This window comes from Microcoleus sp. S36a_B3 (genome assembly GCF_036700745.1).
Taxonomy (GTDB): domain Bacteria; phylum Cyanobacteriota; class Cyanobacteriia; order Cyanobacteriales; family Microcoleaceae; genus Microcoleus.
Genome location: NZ_JAUBPN010000008.1, coordinates 168,628 through 182,156, shown reverse-complemented (window position 1 = coordinate 182,156; position 13,529 = coordinate 168,628). Strand labels below are relative to the sequence as shown.

The window sequence follows — 13,529 nt, the reverse complement described above, 5'->3', positions numbered from 1 at the left end:
GAGGGAGAGGGTTTTTGATTGTCATCGAAATATACAATTTAAATGCAGAACAGCTTATGTCACAATTTACTCGGACTTGGTGGGGCAATAAATTTATCGATGCGTTAGAAAGATTTACAGATTCTGGGCGACTCGGGCGGGGACGTGCCTATGCACGAAACGGCAAGGTAAAAAGCTTTGGCATGAATGATGGGTTAGTGATGGCACAGGTGAGAGGCTCGGTTAATCCTTATTTTGGGGTTTATAAGGAGCCTCTGTACACAACTCAAATTGAGTTTGAGCCAATTAGTCAGGAAAAGTGGCAAATGGCGATCGCCCAAATGGCATCGAAAGCCAGCTTCATTTCTCGGCTGCTAATAAACGAAATGCCTGACAACATTGAAAATGCTTTTGCACCCCTCGGATTGCACCTTTTACCCAGCAGCCGCGAGGACTTTAAGACTACTTGCTCTTGCCCAGACTATAGCAATCCCTGTAAACATATTGCCGGAGTTTATTATTTGGTGGCGGCTGAATTGGACAAAGATCCCTTTTTACTGTTTGAATTACGGGGGCTTTCTAAGGAAGTGCTGCACCGCGAATTGGCAAAAACGCCTTTGGGCTTGGCGCTTTCTGCCGAGTTAACGGCTGATGCAGCGGCCCCTGTGGCGGTGGATTCCTATTACACGCAGGCGATCGCCAGTGAGGCGCAAACGGTCAGCCTGAAAGAGTTTTGGCATGGTGCGAAGCGATTGCCGCAGACGATTGAGGTGGCAGCGCCAAGTGGGGTAAGTGCGATCGTGGTGAAGAAACAGGGAGATTTTCCACAGTTTTGGCACAAGGATGGTTCGTTTATTGAGGCGATGGAAGAGCTGTATTTGCGGGTGAAGAAGAATAAGTAGTTGGGTGGACAATGTGGCATTGCTGATTAAGGGTATGAATTAAGTTCTACGAAAAGACTCCAAGGCACAAAAAGTCTGTCTTCGGCAAAGATTAAAAAATGTACATTCATACTAAAGTTCAGCAACACCCATCCCTCTACTCTGCAACGCCAAAATCTGTTATCTACTCTACAGCGCGTGCCGGATAAGCTGCTGCAAAAAATTGACTGCCGACAAGTCTGAACATGGCTCCGTATAGTTGGGATTTTGTGCGGCCTGTTCGCGGTTTGTCATTAAAAAACAAGCAGCGGTGAAATGCCTTTCTCGCACCATCTTCTGACAAAAAAGTTCGTAGCGTTTAGCATAGCTTGCCCCTCTAAACTCCGGCAAAACGGCGAAATGCGGTTCGGCAACCTGCACCGCTGCGCGCGAGGCCGGACTGTCTTCCAAAACAAACAAATACCCCAACCACGGTGGCGGAGGTGCTGCGCCAAACACCCCTTCCCGGTAAGCTGTCCAGATGTCGAGAGCAGCCCCCATCGCTTCTTCTGTGCGGTTGTTGAAGTTGTTGCCAAAGCTGCCAACCTGGCTCTTCAACTCGATGACTACTTTGAGTTGCCGTTTTTCAGGGTTTACCACCAAAAAGTCGTACATCTTCGTCGGGCGAAAGAACCCCGGTATAACGGTTAGGCTTTTTTTAACGTGGATATGGTTTTGAGGCACACCTGCAGCCAGCAAGAAATTAGTCAGCGTCAGGATGAAACCGTCCATCTGCTTGCCGCCTGTCACCGCACTGCGGTTCCCTTGGTCAACTTTGCCTGCTAGCACCTGGGCTTGTGCCTGGGCGATGCGGGTATCCCAGAAACCCTGCACAGCTTCCCGGAACACATCATCGGGGATGATGGGTGTCTGTCCCGTCATTCAGCAACCTCCCCCATCGTTCTGTCGTAGACTACGCGCAAGCCATACGTCTCCTGCATCCGTTTCAGCGCTAGGTGATGGTAAGTTGGCTCAACATCTACCCCGATACTGTTGCGCCCCCAGTTGGCGGCGGCGACGCAGGTTGTTCCTGTCCCCATAAACGGGTCAAGTACCGTGTCCCCTGCAAAGGAAAACATCCGCACCAGTCGTTCTGCCAGTTCCAAAGGATATGGGGCGGGGTGTTGCTTGGTGGAAGCGCCTTTGATATCCTGCCAAATTTGTTGAAACCACTGCCGGTGGAGAGTTTCCGGTATTACGGACAATACTCGTGCTGTCAGAGTGGGACTGCGGTAGCCGCCAGGTTTGCGCTGCATCAGGATAAATTCGATGTCGTTTTTGATGACACCTCCGGGCTCATAAGGTTTGCCGAGAAAACTGGTGCCATTCCCCGCTGCTTCTAGGGAAGCATTGGCGATTTTGTACCAGATAATCGGTGCGAGGTTATCAAATCCCAAATGGCGACAGTGTTCCTGAATACTCGCGTGCAGGGGAAATACCATGTGCCTGCCAAACCGCCTGCGGGCAACACAGACATCGCCCACCACAATCACCAGTCGTCCGCCGGGGACTAAAACCCGCCATACCTGCTGCCATACTCGATCGAGCTCCTGCAAAAACTTTTCGTAGTCTGCTATTTCGCCAAGCTGGTTGAGATTTTTGAGATATTCTTTTAAATTCCAATAGGGGGGCGATGTGACTACCAAATGTACGCTTTCATCGGGAATATGTGTCAAGTTTCGGCTATCGCCCTCTAGCAGGGAATGGAAAGATGGCAACCCCTGCACCCGATTCTGAATTTCCTGGATCAACGCCTTATTTTTGCTGATGGCAGGAATGGCGCGTTGCTCGTCTGCTGTTAGTAATGCCGTTGCTTCATCGGGTACAAGGCTTTTATCCTGTAGCGCTTGTTTCAACGGTTCGGCTGCTTCCTGACACAGTAACCGCGTTGAAATATTAACCTTGCTTAAACTGGAAGACTTCATACATTTGGTACAATAATCATGTTCATCATATCAGTTTTGCGAGTCCCAAAAATCATAAGTTCGTTATTGGATTATCTTAGACTATAATTAAAGTAGTGTGACTGTTAAAAAAGTAGACTTTTTAGTTACAGCAATTTTTGGCAATTTCAAATTAGAATCTAGCATTAACTGATGTTACAAAGAGAAGAACTGTTAAAAGGCATTGAAAACCGCGAATGTGTGGCGCGGGCGATCGACCAAGCGGAACAAGCAATTAAAACTTGGGAAGTTACTCTGACTGATTTTCTGTCGCCTCCAGAATTGGCGGACACTCTGACGGTATTTAAGCGCTTAACTGATGTGGAATTAGTGGCTTGGGGCGGCTACCCGCAAGCTGAAAGACAAAGAATTGCGATCGCGCGATCGGATATCCCGATCGACTCTGGTAGCGTTAACGTTGCTGCGGTAGAAATTGCTGGCAATTTCTTGTTCGATACAGCTTCTCACCGCGACTTTTTGGGGGCGATGTTGGGTACGGGAATTGTCCGCGAGAAAACGGGCGATATCATTGTATTGGGAGAACGCGGCGCGCAAGCGATTGTCATGCCGGAGATGGTAGAGTATTTGGAGATGAGTTTGCAGCAAGTGCGATCGGTTCCGGTGAAAACTCGGCGCATTGAATTGAGCGAGCTCAAAATTAGAGAACCGAAAAAGAAAGAAATGACAACCGTTGAAGCATCAATGAGATTGGATGCTGTTGCTTCGGCCGGATTTGCCATGTCTCGCAGCAAAATGGTTGAATTTATTGACAGAGGCGACGTGCGAGTTAATTGGAAAGATATCACCCAATCTAGTTATCACGTTAAATCTGGAGATTTAATCGCCGTTAGCGGTAAGGGAAGATTGGAAATTGGGGAAGTTATGGTAACAAAAAAAGAACGCTATCGAGTGCAGTTAACTCGATATTTGTAATTGACGAATCGAGAAACCGGGTTTTTTTACAAGATTGAGGACGATAGCCAAGTATTGCGGAAAAACCCGGTTTCTGACCACTTCGTTGAGTTGGAAGAAACCGGGTTTTTTACGAGATTTAGGGTGAGAATGAAGTGCGCGTGGTTTTGTGTTGGTTGAAAATTGACGAAAGGGCGATCGCGCTTCAACAGCCTTTTTGCAAGCAATGAGACAAGGTGGGGAAGAAGTGAGGATAGAAGTGCGATCGTAATTCAAGCACATACTCTTAATTATCAAGGACTTGGTGAAGCAATTGGTAAAAAATCTGGTGGAGGACTTGTCGGTAATTGAACTAATTCACAATTATTCCAAAATTGCTCTTTACGAGTGCCATCAGAATATATCATTGTCCCTGAACCGTTGCGCTTGTCATTCTCCCACTGACCCTCATAGCGATCGCCCTTAAGTGAATCTGATTCGTCAGCAGATTTACACGGTGCAATTCTATCTGATTATCATACAGTATCAGATAGAATTATCAAGGCTGAAAACGCGCATAACCAGGGATTTCTGTCAAGCACAAAAGAACGGATTTATCACTGGAACGATTTGCGCTTTCGCTGCGAAGAAGAAGTAAAAATAGCCGAAGCGCTCGATCGCACTTCCGTCCTTTTCTTCCCCAACTCCAAAGCCCGCCTCACCACACCCGCAGGGCGACAAAACCAAGAACCAGATTTTCTCATTTTCCACCAAGGCAAATGGGGTATTCTGGAAATATGGCATCCCGACACAGAAAAAGATGAAACGCGCGATCGACTGTTTGCATCTCACGGTATCAGTATCATCCACTACTGCGACGCTAACAGATGCACAGAAGAACCCGATCGCATTGTCCGAGAATTTTTAGACATATTGAGTCAGGGATAGGGCGAGTGATTTTCCGATAAGGGCGATCGTATAGGGGCCCAGAAACCGGGTTTTTTAGGAAAATACTTCGTTGTCACCGACAGATTAGGTAAAAACCCGGTTTCTTTGTCGGAGTGCGTCAGTCCATAAGCGCGATCGCACTCCGTAACAAAGTAGATTTTGCCTTGACAAATTACTCGATTTGTGATAGCTACGAGTGGTGGAAATTTTTCAAGTGTGATCGGGATTTGTACCAGCTCAACCATACTTCCCAGAAGCTACAGCAGCAGCAGCCAGTCGATCCATACCAGCTCGAACAATCACTGCTAAGTCACTCAGTGGCATACATTGAATTTTCTTAAGCAGCTCGTTGGTATCCAGAGGTTCCTGCACCGGCTTGCCTTCAAGATGAGCCATGAGTTCTTCCATCGTAAAGCCTGCTCTTGTCGCAATCTGAGTCAAATTTTTCGTATCTGGAAGTACCTGCCCCTTTTCCCAATACAAGACAGAAGCAGCAGAAACTCCCAACAATTTGCCAAAAGCGGTCAGACTCATCGAGCCCCGCGCTAATTTAACAACCTCACTCAGTTTTTTCTTAGCTTCTGCGTCCACGGTATCAGCCACCAGATAACCACAATTCTTAGTTTACTTGTGTACCAACAAATTTGTCTGTCTTGCTTGACAGCAGAACATTTAACAGATACTATTTTAAATAAATTGAAAATATTCAATTTATTTAACGCAGACTTGGGAGAAATAACAATGACCAAGAGAAGCATTCAAAAAACTCGCAATCTACTCTACTTACCCAGAAGACTCAGCAGCAGCAGCGAGCCTATCCATAACGGCTCTACCAATCACTGCCAACTCACTAATCGGCATACACTGAATTTTTTTCAGCAGCTCGTTGGTATTAACAGGTTCCGGCATTGGCTTGCCTTCGAGATGAGCCATCAATTCTTCCATCGTAAAGCCCGCTTTTGCCGCAATCTGAGTCAAATTTTTCGTATCCGGGAGTACCTGACCCTTTTCCCAATACTGAACAGCAGACCCAGAGACTCCCAATAGCCTACCAAAAGCGCTAAAACTCAGGTCGCCACGGGCTAGCTTAACAACTTCGCTCAGTTTCTTCCTAGCTTCTGCGTCCACAGTATTAGTCACCAGATCAACACAACTCCTAGTTTACTTATCTACCAAAAAATCTGTCTTTCTTGCTTGACAGCAAAAAGTTTACCAGTTAGAGTGTAAATACTTTTGAAATCGTAATTGTATTTGTAGCCAATCAGGGGTAGTAAAAATGACTCGCAAGACACGCAACACCCGTCAAAGCCTCACAGCCTCCGGTTGGCTCAAACCCCAGTGCTGGCAAATCTCCAAAATAGAAGCAGCCGAAGCCCTGAGAATGCCCGTCAACCGCATAGTCAAAGTTTACCCCAAACAACATCAAGTAATAGTCGTTTACCTGAACCAGAAAGGACAAAAATGCAGTTCCTTTTTCAGCTATAGACTGTTTGCCAGATGGGAACAAGAGACGATCGCCACAATTGCCAGTTGTAGAAACCAGCAAGCCCTCGCGCCTCTAGAAGTCATTGTACAATACGACCTCGAACATTTCAAGTATCCCGTTCAAAGCGCCGATGCAATTTGGGACACCCTGCTCCACCACATCCGCCGAGCCATCACAGAACAAAGGCACACCCAAAAATGTGCCTAATTCCCCATCGCTCCATCAATTAATAGAAGCAGCCAACTCAGCCAAACGTTCCTGCTGATCCTGAGAAATACAAGTCTGAATAATCGCCTCAATATCCCCTTCCAAAACACTATTGAGCGAAAAATTTTCCCCCAAACGGTGGTCGGTAGCCCGATTATCCTTATAGTTGTAAGTGCGAATCTTCTCCGATCGCGAACCAGTACCAACCTGAGCCAAACGCCGGGACTTCACCTCATCCTGCTGTTCCCGCAACTTCATCTCATAAAGCTTAGCCCGCAAAATCTGCATCGCCCGCTCCTTATTCTGCAACTGACTGCGCTCCTCAGTACAGAAAATCCGAATACCCGTCGGCTTGTGAAACAAATCTGCAGCAGTTTCCACCTTGTTCACGTTTTGACCACCAGCGCCGCCCGATCGAGCCGTACTCATCTCAATATCCTTCGGATCGATGTGAATCTCCACATCATCCACCTCCGGCATTACAGCCACAGTCGCCGTCGAAGTGTGAACCCGGCCGCCAGCCTCAGTCACAGGCACCCGCTGCACCCGGTGTACCCCAGCCTCAAACTTCAGTTGGCTGTACACGCTATCGCCGGTAACTTCCAGAATCACCTCTTTAAAGCCGCCCATTTCCGCCAGCGACTCGCTCACCAATTTCACCTGCCAGCCTTGAGTTTGAGCGTAGCGAGTGTAAAGCCGCAGCAAATCCCCCGCCCAAATACTAGCCTCATCTCCGCCAGTACCAGCGCGAATTTCCAGCATAATATTTTTGTCATCGTTCGGATCGCGCGGTAGCAGCAACACCTTCAAACGACTTTCCAAATTTTCCAGCTTCGACTCAAGTTCCTCAACTTCCAGTCCAGCCATTTCTTGCATTTCGCGATCGCCCGCAGCTTCCTTGAGCACCTGTCGCGCGCCCACCAAATCTTCCTGAGTCGTTTTCCACAGAGCAAAAGTATCGACCACTTCCTCTAAGGACGATCGAGCTTTTGCCACCCGTTGAAACTCATAATTGTCCCTAGCCACATCCGGGTCAGCCATGCGGCGAGTCAACTCATTAAAAGTTTGCTCTACCGACTTCAATTTATCCAGCAAATAAGATTCAGCCATTGTCAGTTGTCCTCCGTCAATCGATTTTAGATTTTAGATTTTAGATTTTAGATTTTAGATTTGAAGAGCAGTTGGAGTAGAATCGCGATCGAACTTAATTGGATTTAACTCAACCGCCTGCTACGGCAAGTCTTCTATCTAAAACCTCCAATCCGAGAGCGGTTCGATTTGAGATGTTTAAATTTAGATTTTTGATTTTAGAACTCAAGAGCAGTTTGGAGAGAATCTCGATCGAACTAAACTGCCCGCTACGGCAAGTCTTTTATCTAAAATCTCAAATCCTATAGCAGTCAGTTATTTGTAGAAAACACTACTCTTAACCGACTGCGGACAAATGACAATCCAGCTACTTCTTCTTTTTCCCTTTAGCAGCAGCCTTAGCAGCATCTGCTTTCGGGTCTTCCATTTTCAGAGGGCCAGAGGAAGCATCTGCCTGCGGCATTTCTACATCTGTCATGCCATATTTCCGCATAAAGCGTTCCACACGACCTTCAGTATCAATAATCTTCTGAGTGCCAGTATAAAAAGGATGATTCCCCGACCAAACATCAACTTGAAGCTTTGGTCTAGTCGAACCAACCGTCATCACGTGTTCCCCGTTGCAAAAAACCTGAGATTCGGGATACCACTCAGGGTGAATGCCATCTTTCGCCATTTTTTTTACTCTCTAATTTTTGACTTTACAACCATTTTAGCTGTCATCGGACTTACCTACCAACAACAGCAGGAATTTTCCGCAATCGTTGGCTGCGAAAGCGCGAATCAGGAATCAGAAATAGACCTTGAAAAAAAGAAGGATGGAATCTGGATAATTTTTCCTTCTTCCCTCTTCCTTCTTCCTTCTTTGCTCGATTACCGCTTCGAGTATTGAGGAGCCTTCCGAGCTTTCCGCAAACCGTACTTTTTCCGCTCTTTGGCCCGCGGGTCGCGAGTCAAATAGCCCTCAGTCTTCAGAGGCTTGCGGTTATCCGGGTCTAACTGACAAAGCGCTCTAGCGACACCCAAGCGAATCGAGTCAGCTTGACCGGTCAAACCGCCACCTTCGACTTTTACCAAAATGTCATATTCATTTTCCAGACCCAAAGTTTCCAGAGGAGCCTTAGCGAGTGCCAAATAGGTAGGGTTGAATTGCAGGTACAAATCCCCTTCTTTACCGTTGACAGTCAGTATGCCTGTGCCGGGAACCAAACGTACCCGCGCTACGGAACACTTGCGGCGGCCAGTACCCCAGTAAACGGCGCGCCCGGATGTATCTGTTGCTTGCATTACTCATTTCCTCCCGGAATCGTGTGAACAATTAATTCTTCTGGTTTTTGAGCTTCGTGCGGGTGGTTGGGGCCAGCGTACACCTTTAGCTTAGTAAACAGTTGTCGGCCCAGAGAAGTGTGAGGCAGCATTCCCCGGATAGCTTCTTCGACGATTCTTTCGGGCAAACGTGCTTGCAATTTGGCAAAAGTTTCTGTTTTCATGCCGCCCGGTCTGCCAGAGTGACGGCGGTAGATTTTCTGGGTGCGTTTTTTACCAGTAACAGCGATTTTGTCAGCATTGATGACAATTACGAAGTCGCCGGTATCCATTGAAGGAGTGTAAGTGGGTTTGTGTTTGCCCCGGAGGTATATGGCAACTTCTGTTGCCAGACGGCCCAGGCGCTGGTCGGCAGCATCGACCACGTACCACTTGTGCTCTAGGGAGTCTTGAGTAGGGACGTAAGTTTTGTTCATTGTTAGTTGTCAGTTGTTATTTGTTATTTGTTAGTTGTTCATTGTTAGTTGTCAGTTGTTATTTGTTATTTGTTAGTTGTTTCCAATAACTAATAACCAATAACTAATAACCAATAACTAATAACCAATAACTAATTTTGGCTGAGTATCGTACCAAACATCTGGGGGAAAGGGAAATTCTGAATACCCAACCCGCAGCAGGCATAAACCTCGAGCGGGAGCGGCGTATTTTACCATTTCTCGGCGTTCGTTGACCCAGATATCTGTGAAATTGTCGATCGCCCTTTCCCCGCGACCCACCTGCACTAGCAACCCCACCAGCAGCCGCATCATCCCGTACAGAAACCCGCTCGCTTGAACCTCGATATAGATAAGAGGCCCAGAACGATGACACTCTGCTGCTTGTACGTCCACCCAAGAATGGGGGCGGGCAGACCCCGCGCGGTGAAAAGCCGCCAAGTGATGCCGCCCGATTAGCGGTGTCAAAGCTGCCTGAATCAAAGATTCGTCCACAGGCGCGTGGTAGCAGTGCCAAGCATAAGGACGCACAAACAAATTAGGAATCGGGTCTGTATAAAGGGTGTAGCGATAGCGCCGCCAACTGGCTGAGAACCGAGCGTGCCAGGTAGGTTCCACCTTTGCCGAAGCTCGAATTAAAATATCTTTTGCCAGTCGAGAGTTGAGAACGCTTGCCCAGCGGTGAGCCGGAATTGGGCCGCAGACGTCAAAATGGGCTACTTGAGCAGCGGCATGAACTCCTGCGTCAGTTCTCCCGGCAGCGTGCAGCGTTACCGGACGTTGCAGGACAGTCGATATTGCTGTTTCAATTTCTTCTTGTACTGTACGCTGGTTCGGCTGTCGCTGCCAGCCGTGAAAGTTAGTGCCGATGTATTGGATCACTAAAGCAACGCGCTGTATCGATCGGGCATCTTCGATTGGGGATTTTGGATTGTCAGTCATAAATCAAAAATCTCCAACCCAAAATTTCATTAAACCAGTTCAACGATCGCCATTTCGGAATTGTCTCCTTGACGGGGGACAGTTCGCACTACGCGGGTGTAACCACCGTTGCGCGAGCCGTACCGTTCTGCAGCGGCCTCAAACAAGGCGTGTACTAACTGTTTGTCGTAGATATAGCCCATAGCTTGGCGGCGAGCGGCCAAGGAGCCTTCTTTTGCCAGGGTAATCATTCTGTCCGCTTCTGGGCGCAGCGCTTTGGCGCGGGCGAGAGTGGTAGTGATTTTACCGTGACGGATTAATTCGGTGGTCAGCGAGCGCAACATGGCGCGGCGCTGGTCAGCCGGTTTGTTTAGTTGGGGGACGCGACAGCGGTGGCGCATGGTAATTGGTAATTGGTAATTGGTAATTGGGCGCGGGGATAGATAGTCTGCGAACTCCGGGGGTGAATTCTGGGTTTTTAAGAACTCACCCACTTAAAATTCCGCACTTTTTTACCCGTTACCCGTTGATTAACTTTTAGCTGATTTTTCCTGCGGCAGGGTAATCCCCAAGCGTTTTTGTAAAGCTTCAATCACTTCTTCTGCGGACTTCTGCCCGAAGTTCTTGATCTCTAGCAAGTCTTCTTGGGTATAATCCAATAAGTCGGCGACTGAGTTGATCTGAGCCCGCTTGAGACAGTTGTAAGCCCGGACTGACAACTGCAATTCTTCGATCGGGATTTGGCTCGTGGGATCGGCCTCACCTGGATACTCTGGTTTGAGAGAATCGTGGGTGATGTCTTTGAGAGGGGCAAACAAATCTACCAGGATGTGGGCAGATTGACTCAGAGCTTCTTGAGGAGTCACGCTGCCATCAGTCCAGATTTCCATAATCAGCCGGTCTTTCTCGGCCGTGCCACCCAACCGAGCATCTTCAACGCTGTAGTTGACTCTGCGAATCGGCATAAAGATGGCGTCAATTTGGAGAAAATCCAAAGCCGACCCATCATCGCGACTGCGGTCTACTGCTCGATATCCGATGCCTTTTTCAATTCTGAATTCCATTTCCAGAACTGAACCGGGGGAGAGAGTCGCAATGTACTGCGATTTATCGATCAATTCCACCTCAGAAGGTAAATCGAATCGATCGGCAGTAACTGTGACTGGCCCCTCAATCCGCAACCTGCCGATTTGCGGCTGCTGGGAATGAGTTTTAAGAACCACCTCTTTCATGTTCAGGAGAATTTCCAGAACATCCTCCCGTACCCCTTCGATCGTGGCAAACTCGTGATTGACACCCGCGATGCGGACTGAAGTTACTGCCGTTCCTTCCAAATTTGACAGCAGCACTCGCCGAAGCGCATTCCCAACCGTTGTTCCCTGACCGCGATCTAGGGGTTCTAGGACAAATTTGCCGTACTGACTGCGGTCTTTGTCAGTGTTAGACTCTATACATTCAATTTGAAACTGCGCCACGGAGTGACCTCCCTTTTCCACTTTGGATTTTTGATTTTGGATTTTAGATTGCAGAGCATACCCCTGAACGGATTTCGGATTTTGGACGGACGGGGCAACAGTTGAAACCATTATTAGTTTTTGATTTTAAGCAGTTAACCATTATCCAAAATCTAAAATCTAAAATCTCAAATCGTTTTAGACTCTACGCCGCTTGGGAGGGCGACAGCCGTTGTGAGGAATCGGGGTAACATCTCTAATCAGGGTAATTTCCAGTCCCGCCCCTTGCAGAGCCCGAATTGCAGTTTCTCGACCTGCTCCGGGCCCGCTCACCATTACTTCTATTTGGCGCATTCCTTGGTCGTTGGCCCTGCGGGCTGCACTTTCTGCTGCTGTTTGAGCTGCAAAGGGAGTCCCTTTTTTCGCTCCTTTAAAGCCGCTGGAACCTGCTGATGCCCAGGATATTACTTCCCCGTTGAGGTCGGTAATAGTCACAATCGTATTGTTGAAGGTAGACTGGATGTAGCCTACCCCATTGGGTACATTCCGTTTCTGTTTTTTTGCACCAGATTTCTTGCCTGTTTGTTGTCGCGCCATATTAGTCTCTTTAACGTTTCTCTCAACTAATGTCCCGAAGCGCTAGGAGCCAGCAGCCCCCAGCGTAGTTTTTCCAAAAAGAAGTTACTTCTTGGAAGGTGCCTTTTTCTTGCCCGCCACTGTTCGGCGAACGCCGCGACGGGTTCTGGCGTTGGTACGGGTTCGTTGGCCCCGCACAGGCAGACCCAAACGGTGACGCCTACCACGGTAAGTCCCGATATCCATCAGGCGCTTGATGTTCATTGACTCCCAGCGCCGGAGGTCTCCTTCGATTTGGTAGGTGCTTTCTACATGAGCCCGCAGAAGTGTCACGTCGGCCTCTGTTAAATCCTTGACGCGAGTGTCGGGATTTACGCCTGTTGCAGCGATTATTTTTTGGGCCCGCGACAGGCCTATTCCGAAAATGTATGTCAGACCTATTTCGACGCGCTTATCGCGTGGAAGGTCTACCCCGGCAATCCGTGCCACACTTTTGTCTCCCTAATTTTCCTGTTTGGCTACAATGTTGAATGAGGCGGCACCTGCGTGCAGCGCCCAATCTTGCTGTTGTCTAACCTTGGCGCTGTTTGTGTTTTGGGTTAGTGCATATCACCATCACTCGACCGCGACGGCGGATGACGCGACATTTTTCACAAATCTTTTTGACAGATGCTCGAACTTTCATCTTTCTTCCTGCCTGGAGAACCCCGCTCTACCGGAACTCAGCCACGCTGGCCCGTAGAGCGGTGGGAGGAGAGGCTGGGCAAGGTGTAGGCCTCTCCTCGATTAAATTGTATAAAGTACGGGTTGTTTATTGAAGGAGCCCGCTTGCACCCACTCCCTTTGTTGGGGTCAAATTCGCTTGCACCCAAATTTGGGCAATCGATACTTTTACCGCGTAGCAGTCACTTAGCCCTCTACGCTGGTGGGTTGTTGACGCCCTTCTCGCCAACACTACAAACGTAGCATTATAGCATAAATTTGAAGCTTTTTACCAAGTTCTCTCTAATAAAACTTAAAATTAGTTTTTAGAAAGTTTTATCTAAGCCTATTTTTTCCGAAGGCGATATGTAATTCTGCCTTTGGTCAAGTCGTAGGGAGTTAATTCGACCTTGACGCGATCGCCGGGCAAAATCTTGATGTAGTTGCGACGAATCTTGCCGGAAATGTGAGCTAGCACGTTAAACCCATTATCTAGGTCAACGCGAAACATCGCATTGGGAAGAGATTCCGTCACTGTCCCTTCCATTTCAATTAAATCTTGCTTAGACAATTTGGTATTTACCTCAATTTTACATTTGATTAACTAGGAGTATCCCGGTATTGGCTTCAAAACCTATTTACCAACTAAGGAT

20 protein-coding genes are annotated in these 13,529 nt (G+C 48.0%); 4 read left to right on the top strand and 16 right to left on the bottom strand.

From position 1 onward, the window contains the following. Positions 1-56 precede the first annotated feature (56 nt). Positions 57-881, top strand: a complete 825-nt coding sequence (locus tag QUA01_RS11935) for an SWIM zinc finger family protein (RefSeq protein WP_333092046.1) — start codon at positions 57-59, stop codon at positions 879-881. 168 nt (positions 882-1,049) lie between these two features. Here the strand turns inward: QUA01_RS11935 and QUA01_RS11930 are convergent, their stop codons facing one another. Both QUA01_RS11930 and QUA01_RS11925 read right to left on the bottom strand, forming a co-directional pair. Beyond that, positions 1,050-1,781, bottom strand: coding sequence for a PaeR7I family type II restriction endonuclease (locus tag QUA01_RS11930; RefSeq protein ID WP_333092047.1), 732 nt, complete (start codon positions 1,779-1,781; stop codon positions 1,050-1,052). Further along, positions 1,778-2,824, bottom strand: coding sequence for a DNA-methyltransferase (locus tag QUA01_RS11925; RefSeq protein WP_333092048.1), 1,047 nt, complete (start codon positions 2,822-2,824; stop codon positions 1,778-1,780). Before QUA01_RS11925 ends, QUA01_RS11930 begins: the two co-directional genes overlap by 4 nt. 171 nt (positions 2,825-2,995) lie before the next feature. Between QUA01_RS11925 and QUA01_RS11920 the strand changes: the two genes are divergently transcribed. Next, positions 2,996-3,775 carry a photosystem II S4 domain protein gene (locus QUA01_RS11920; RefSeq protein ID WP_333092049.1) on the top strand — a complete coding sequence of 260 codons (780 nt, stop codon included), beginning with the start codon at positions 2,996-2,998 and terminating at the stop codon, positions 3,773-3,775. Positions 3,776-4,047: 272 nt separating this feature from the next. Here the strand turns inward: QUA01_RS11920 and QUA01_RS27400 are convergent, their stop codons facing one another. After that, positions 4,048-4,257 carry a hypothetical protein gene (locus QUA01_RS27400; protein ID WP_442921569.1) on the bottom strand — a complete coding sequence of 70 codons (210 nt, stop codon included), beginning with the start codon at positions 4,255-4,257 and terminating at the stop codon, positions 4,048-4,050. Between the two features lie 106 nt (positions 4,258-4,363). On the opposite strand from QUA01_RS27400, the gene QUA01_RS11915 reads away from it, so the two are divergent. Beyond that, complete coding sequence (locus tag QUA01_RS11915) at positions 4,364-4,681, top strand: hypothetical protein (protein WP_333092050.1); 318 nt, start codon at positions 4,364-4,366, stop codon at positions 4,679-4,681. Positions 4,682-4,918: 237 nt separating this feature from the next. On the opposite strand, the gene QUA01_RS11910 is transcribed toward QUA01_RS11915, so the two are convergent. Both QUA01_RS11910 and QUA01_RS11905 read right to left on the bottom strand, forming a co-directional pair. Next, positions 4,919-5,284 carry a helix-turn-helix domain-containing protein gene (locus tag QUA01_RS11910; RefSeq protein WP_333092051.1) on the bottom strand — a complete coding sequence of 122 codons (366 nt, stop codon included), beginning with the start codon at positions 5,282-5,284 and terminating at the stop codon, positions 4,919-4,921. Between the two features lie 180 nt (positions 5,285-5,464). Continuing rightward, complete coding sequence (locus QUA01_RS11905) at positions 5,465-5,821, bottom strand: helix-turn-helix domain-containing protein (RefSeq protein ID WP_333092052.1); 357 nt, start codon at positions 5,819-5,821, stop codon at positions 5,465-5,467. A gap of 136 nt (positions 5,822-5,957) precedes the next feature. Between QUA01_RS11905 and QUA01_RS11900 the strand changes: the two genes are divergently transcribed. Further along, the gene (locus QUA01_RS11900; protein ID WP_333092053.1) at positions 5,958-6,374 is read left to right on the top strand and encodes a hypothetical protein; all 417 of its coding nucleotides are present in this window, start codon (positions 5,958-5,960) and stop codon (positions 6,372-6,374) included. Between the two features lie 15 nt (positions 6,375-6,389). Here the strand turns inward: QUA01_RS11900 and prfA are convergent, their stop codons facing one another. The 11 genes from prfA to infA form a co-directional block, all read right to left on the bottom strand. After that, on the bottom strand, positions 6,390-7,484 hold the full coding sequence (prfA, locus tag QUA01_RS11895) for a peptide chain release factor 1 (protein ID WP_333092055.1): 1,095 nt from the start codon (positions 7,482-7,484) through the stop codon (positions 6,390-6,392). 346 nt (positions 7,485-7,830) lie between these two features. Next, the gene (gene rpmE, locus QUA01_RS11890; RefSeq protein ID WP_194010363.1) at positions 7,831-8,139 is read right to left on the bottom strand and encodes a 50S ribosomal protein L31; all 309 of its coding nucleotides are present in this window, start codon (positions 8,137-8,139) and stop codon (positions 7,831-7,833) included. Between the two features lie 197 nt (positions 8,140-8,336). After that, on the bottom strand, positions 8,337-8,750 hold the full coding sequence (rpsI, locus tag QUA01_RS11885) for a 30S ribosomal protein S9 (protein WP_194067224.1): 414 nt from the start codon (positions 8,748-8,750) through the stop codon (positions 8,337-8,339). After that, positions 8,750-9,205 (bottom strand): 50S ribosomal protein L13, encoded by a 456-nt coding sequence (gene rplM, locus QUA01_RS11880; RefSeq protein ID WP_194010362.1) that lies wholly within the window; start codon positions 9,203-9,205, stop codon positions 8,750-8,752. The genes rpsI and rplM overlap by 1 nt, the downstream gene beginning before the upstream one ends. Positions 9,206-9,322: 117 nt before the next feature. Then, a complete protein-coding gene (truA, locus tag QUA01_RS11875) occupies positions 9,323-10,165 on the bottom strand; it encodes a tRNA pseudouridine(38-40) synthase TruA (protein ID WP_333092057.1) in 843 nt (280 codons plus the stop codon). 29 nt (positions 10,166-10,194) lie between these two features. Next, positions 10,195-10,545: a 50S ribosomal protein L17 gene (gene rplQ / locus QUA01_RS11870; protein WP_194010371.1), complete on the bottom strand. Its 351-nt coding sequence runs from the start codon at positions 10,543-10,545 to the stop codon at positions 10,195-10,197. Between the two features lie 129 nt (positions 10,546-10,674). Next, positions 10,675-11,619, bottom strand: coding sequence for a DNA-directed RNA polymerase subunit alpha (locus tag QUA01_RS11865; RefSeq protein WP_333092058.1), 945 nt, complete (start codon positions 11,617-11,619; stop codon positions 10,675-10,677). 177 nt (positions 11,620-11,796) lie between these two features. After that, positions 11,797-12,195 carry a 30S ribosomal protein S11 gene (rpsK, locus tag QUA01_RS11860; RefSeq protein ID WP_006634980.1) on the bottom strand — a complete coding sequence of 133 codons (399 nt, stop codon included), beginning with the start codon at positions 12,193-12,195 and terminating at the stop codon, positions 11,797-11,799. 84 nt (positions 12,196-12,279) lie between these two features. Beyond that, entirely contained in the window at positions 12,280-12,663 is a 384-nt protein-coding gene (gene rpsM / locus QUA01_RS11855) for a 30S ribosomal protein S13 (RefSeq protein ID WP_106333882.1), read from the bottom strand. A gap of 82 nt (positions 12,664-12,745) precedes the next feature. Continuing rightward, on the bottom strand, positions 12,746-12,859 hold the full coding sequence (gene rpmJ / locus QUA01_RS11850; RefSeq protein WP_015178722.1) for a 50S ribosomal protein L36: 114 nt from the start codon (positions 12,857-12,859) through the stop codon (positions 12,746-12,748). A 363-nt stretch (positions 12,860-13,222) separates the two neighbouring features. Further along, positions 13,223-13,447, bottom strand: a complete 225-nt coding sequence (gene infA / locus QUA01_RS11845; protein ID WP_006276978.1) for a translation initiation factor IF-1 — start codon at positions 13,445-13,447, stop codon at positions 13,223-13,225. Positions 13,448-13,529: the final 82 nt, after the last annotated feature.

Excerpts from the sequence above, each read along its gene's own strand:
- QUA01_RS11935 (WP_333092046.1), top strand. The coding sequence starts at position 57 with ATGTCACAATTTACTCGGACTTGGTGGGGCAATAAATTTATCGATGCG.
- QUA01_RS11930 (WP_333092047.1), bottom strand. The coding sequence starts at position 1,781 with ATGACGGGACAGACACCCATCATCCCCGATGATGTGTTCCGGGAAGCT.
- QUA01_RS11925 (WP_333092048.1), bottom strand. The coding sequence starts at position 2,824 with ATGAAGTCTTCCAGTTTAAGCAAGGTTAATATTTCAACGCGGTTACTG.
- QUA01_RS11920 (WP_333092049.1), top strand. The coding sequence starts at position 2,996 with ATGTTACAAAGAGAAGAACTGTTAAAAGGCATTGAAAACCGCGAATGT.
- QUA01_RS11900 (WP_333092053.1), top strand. The coding sequence starts at position 5,958 with ATGACTCGCAAGACACGCAACACCCGTCAAAGCCTCACAGCCTCCGGT.
- prfA (WP_333092055.1), bottom strand. The coding sequence starts at position 7,484 with ATGGCTGAATCTTATTTGCTGGATAAATTGAAGTCGGTAGAGCAAACT.
- rpmE (WP_194010363.1), bottom strand. The coding sequence starts at position 8,139 with ATGGCGAAAGATGGCATTCACCCTGAGTGGTATCCCGAATCTCAGGTT.
- rpsI (WP_194067224.1), bottom strand. The coding sequence starts at position 8,750 with ATGCAAGCAACAGATACATCCGGGCGCGCCGTTTACTGGGGTACTGGC.
- rplM (WP_194010362.1), bottom strand. The coding sequence starts at position 9,205 with ATGAACAAAACTTACGTCCCTACTCAAGACTCCCTAGAGCACAAGTGG.
- truA (WP_333092057.1), bottom strand. The coding sequence starts at position 10,165 with ATGACTGACAATCCAAAATCCCCAATCGAAGATGCCCGATCGATACAG.
- rplQ (WP_194010371.1), bottom strand. The coding sequence starts at position 10,545 with ATGCGCCACCGCTGTCGCGTCCCCCAACTAAACAAACCGGCTGACCAG.
- rpsK (WP_006634980.1), bottom strand. The coding sequence starts at position 12,195 with ATGGCGCGACAACAAACAGGCAAGAAATCTGGTGCAAAAAAACAGAAA.
- rpmJ (WP_015178722.1), bottom strand. The coding sequence starts at position 12,859 with ATGAAAGTTCGAGCATCTGTCAAAAAGATTTGTGAAAAATGTCGCGTC.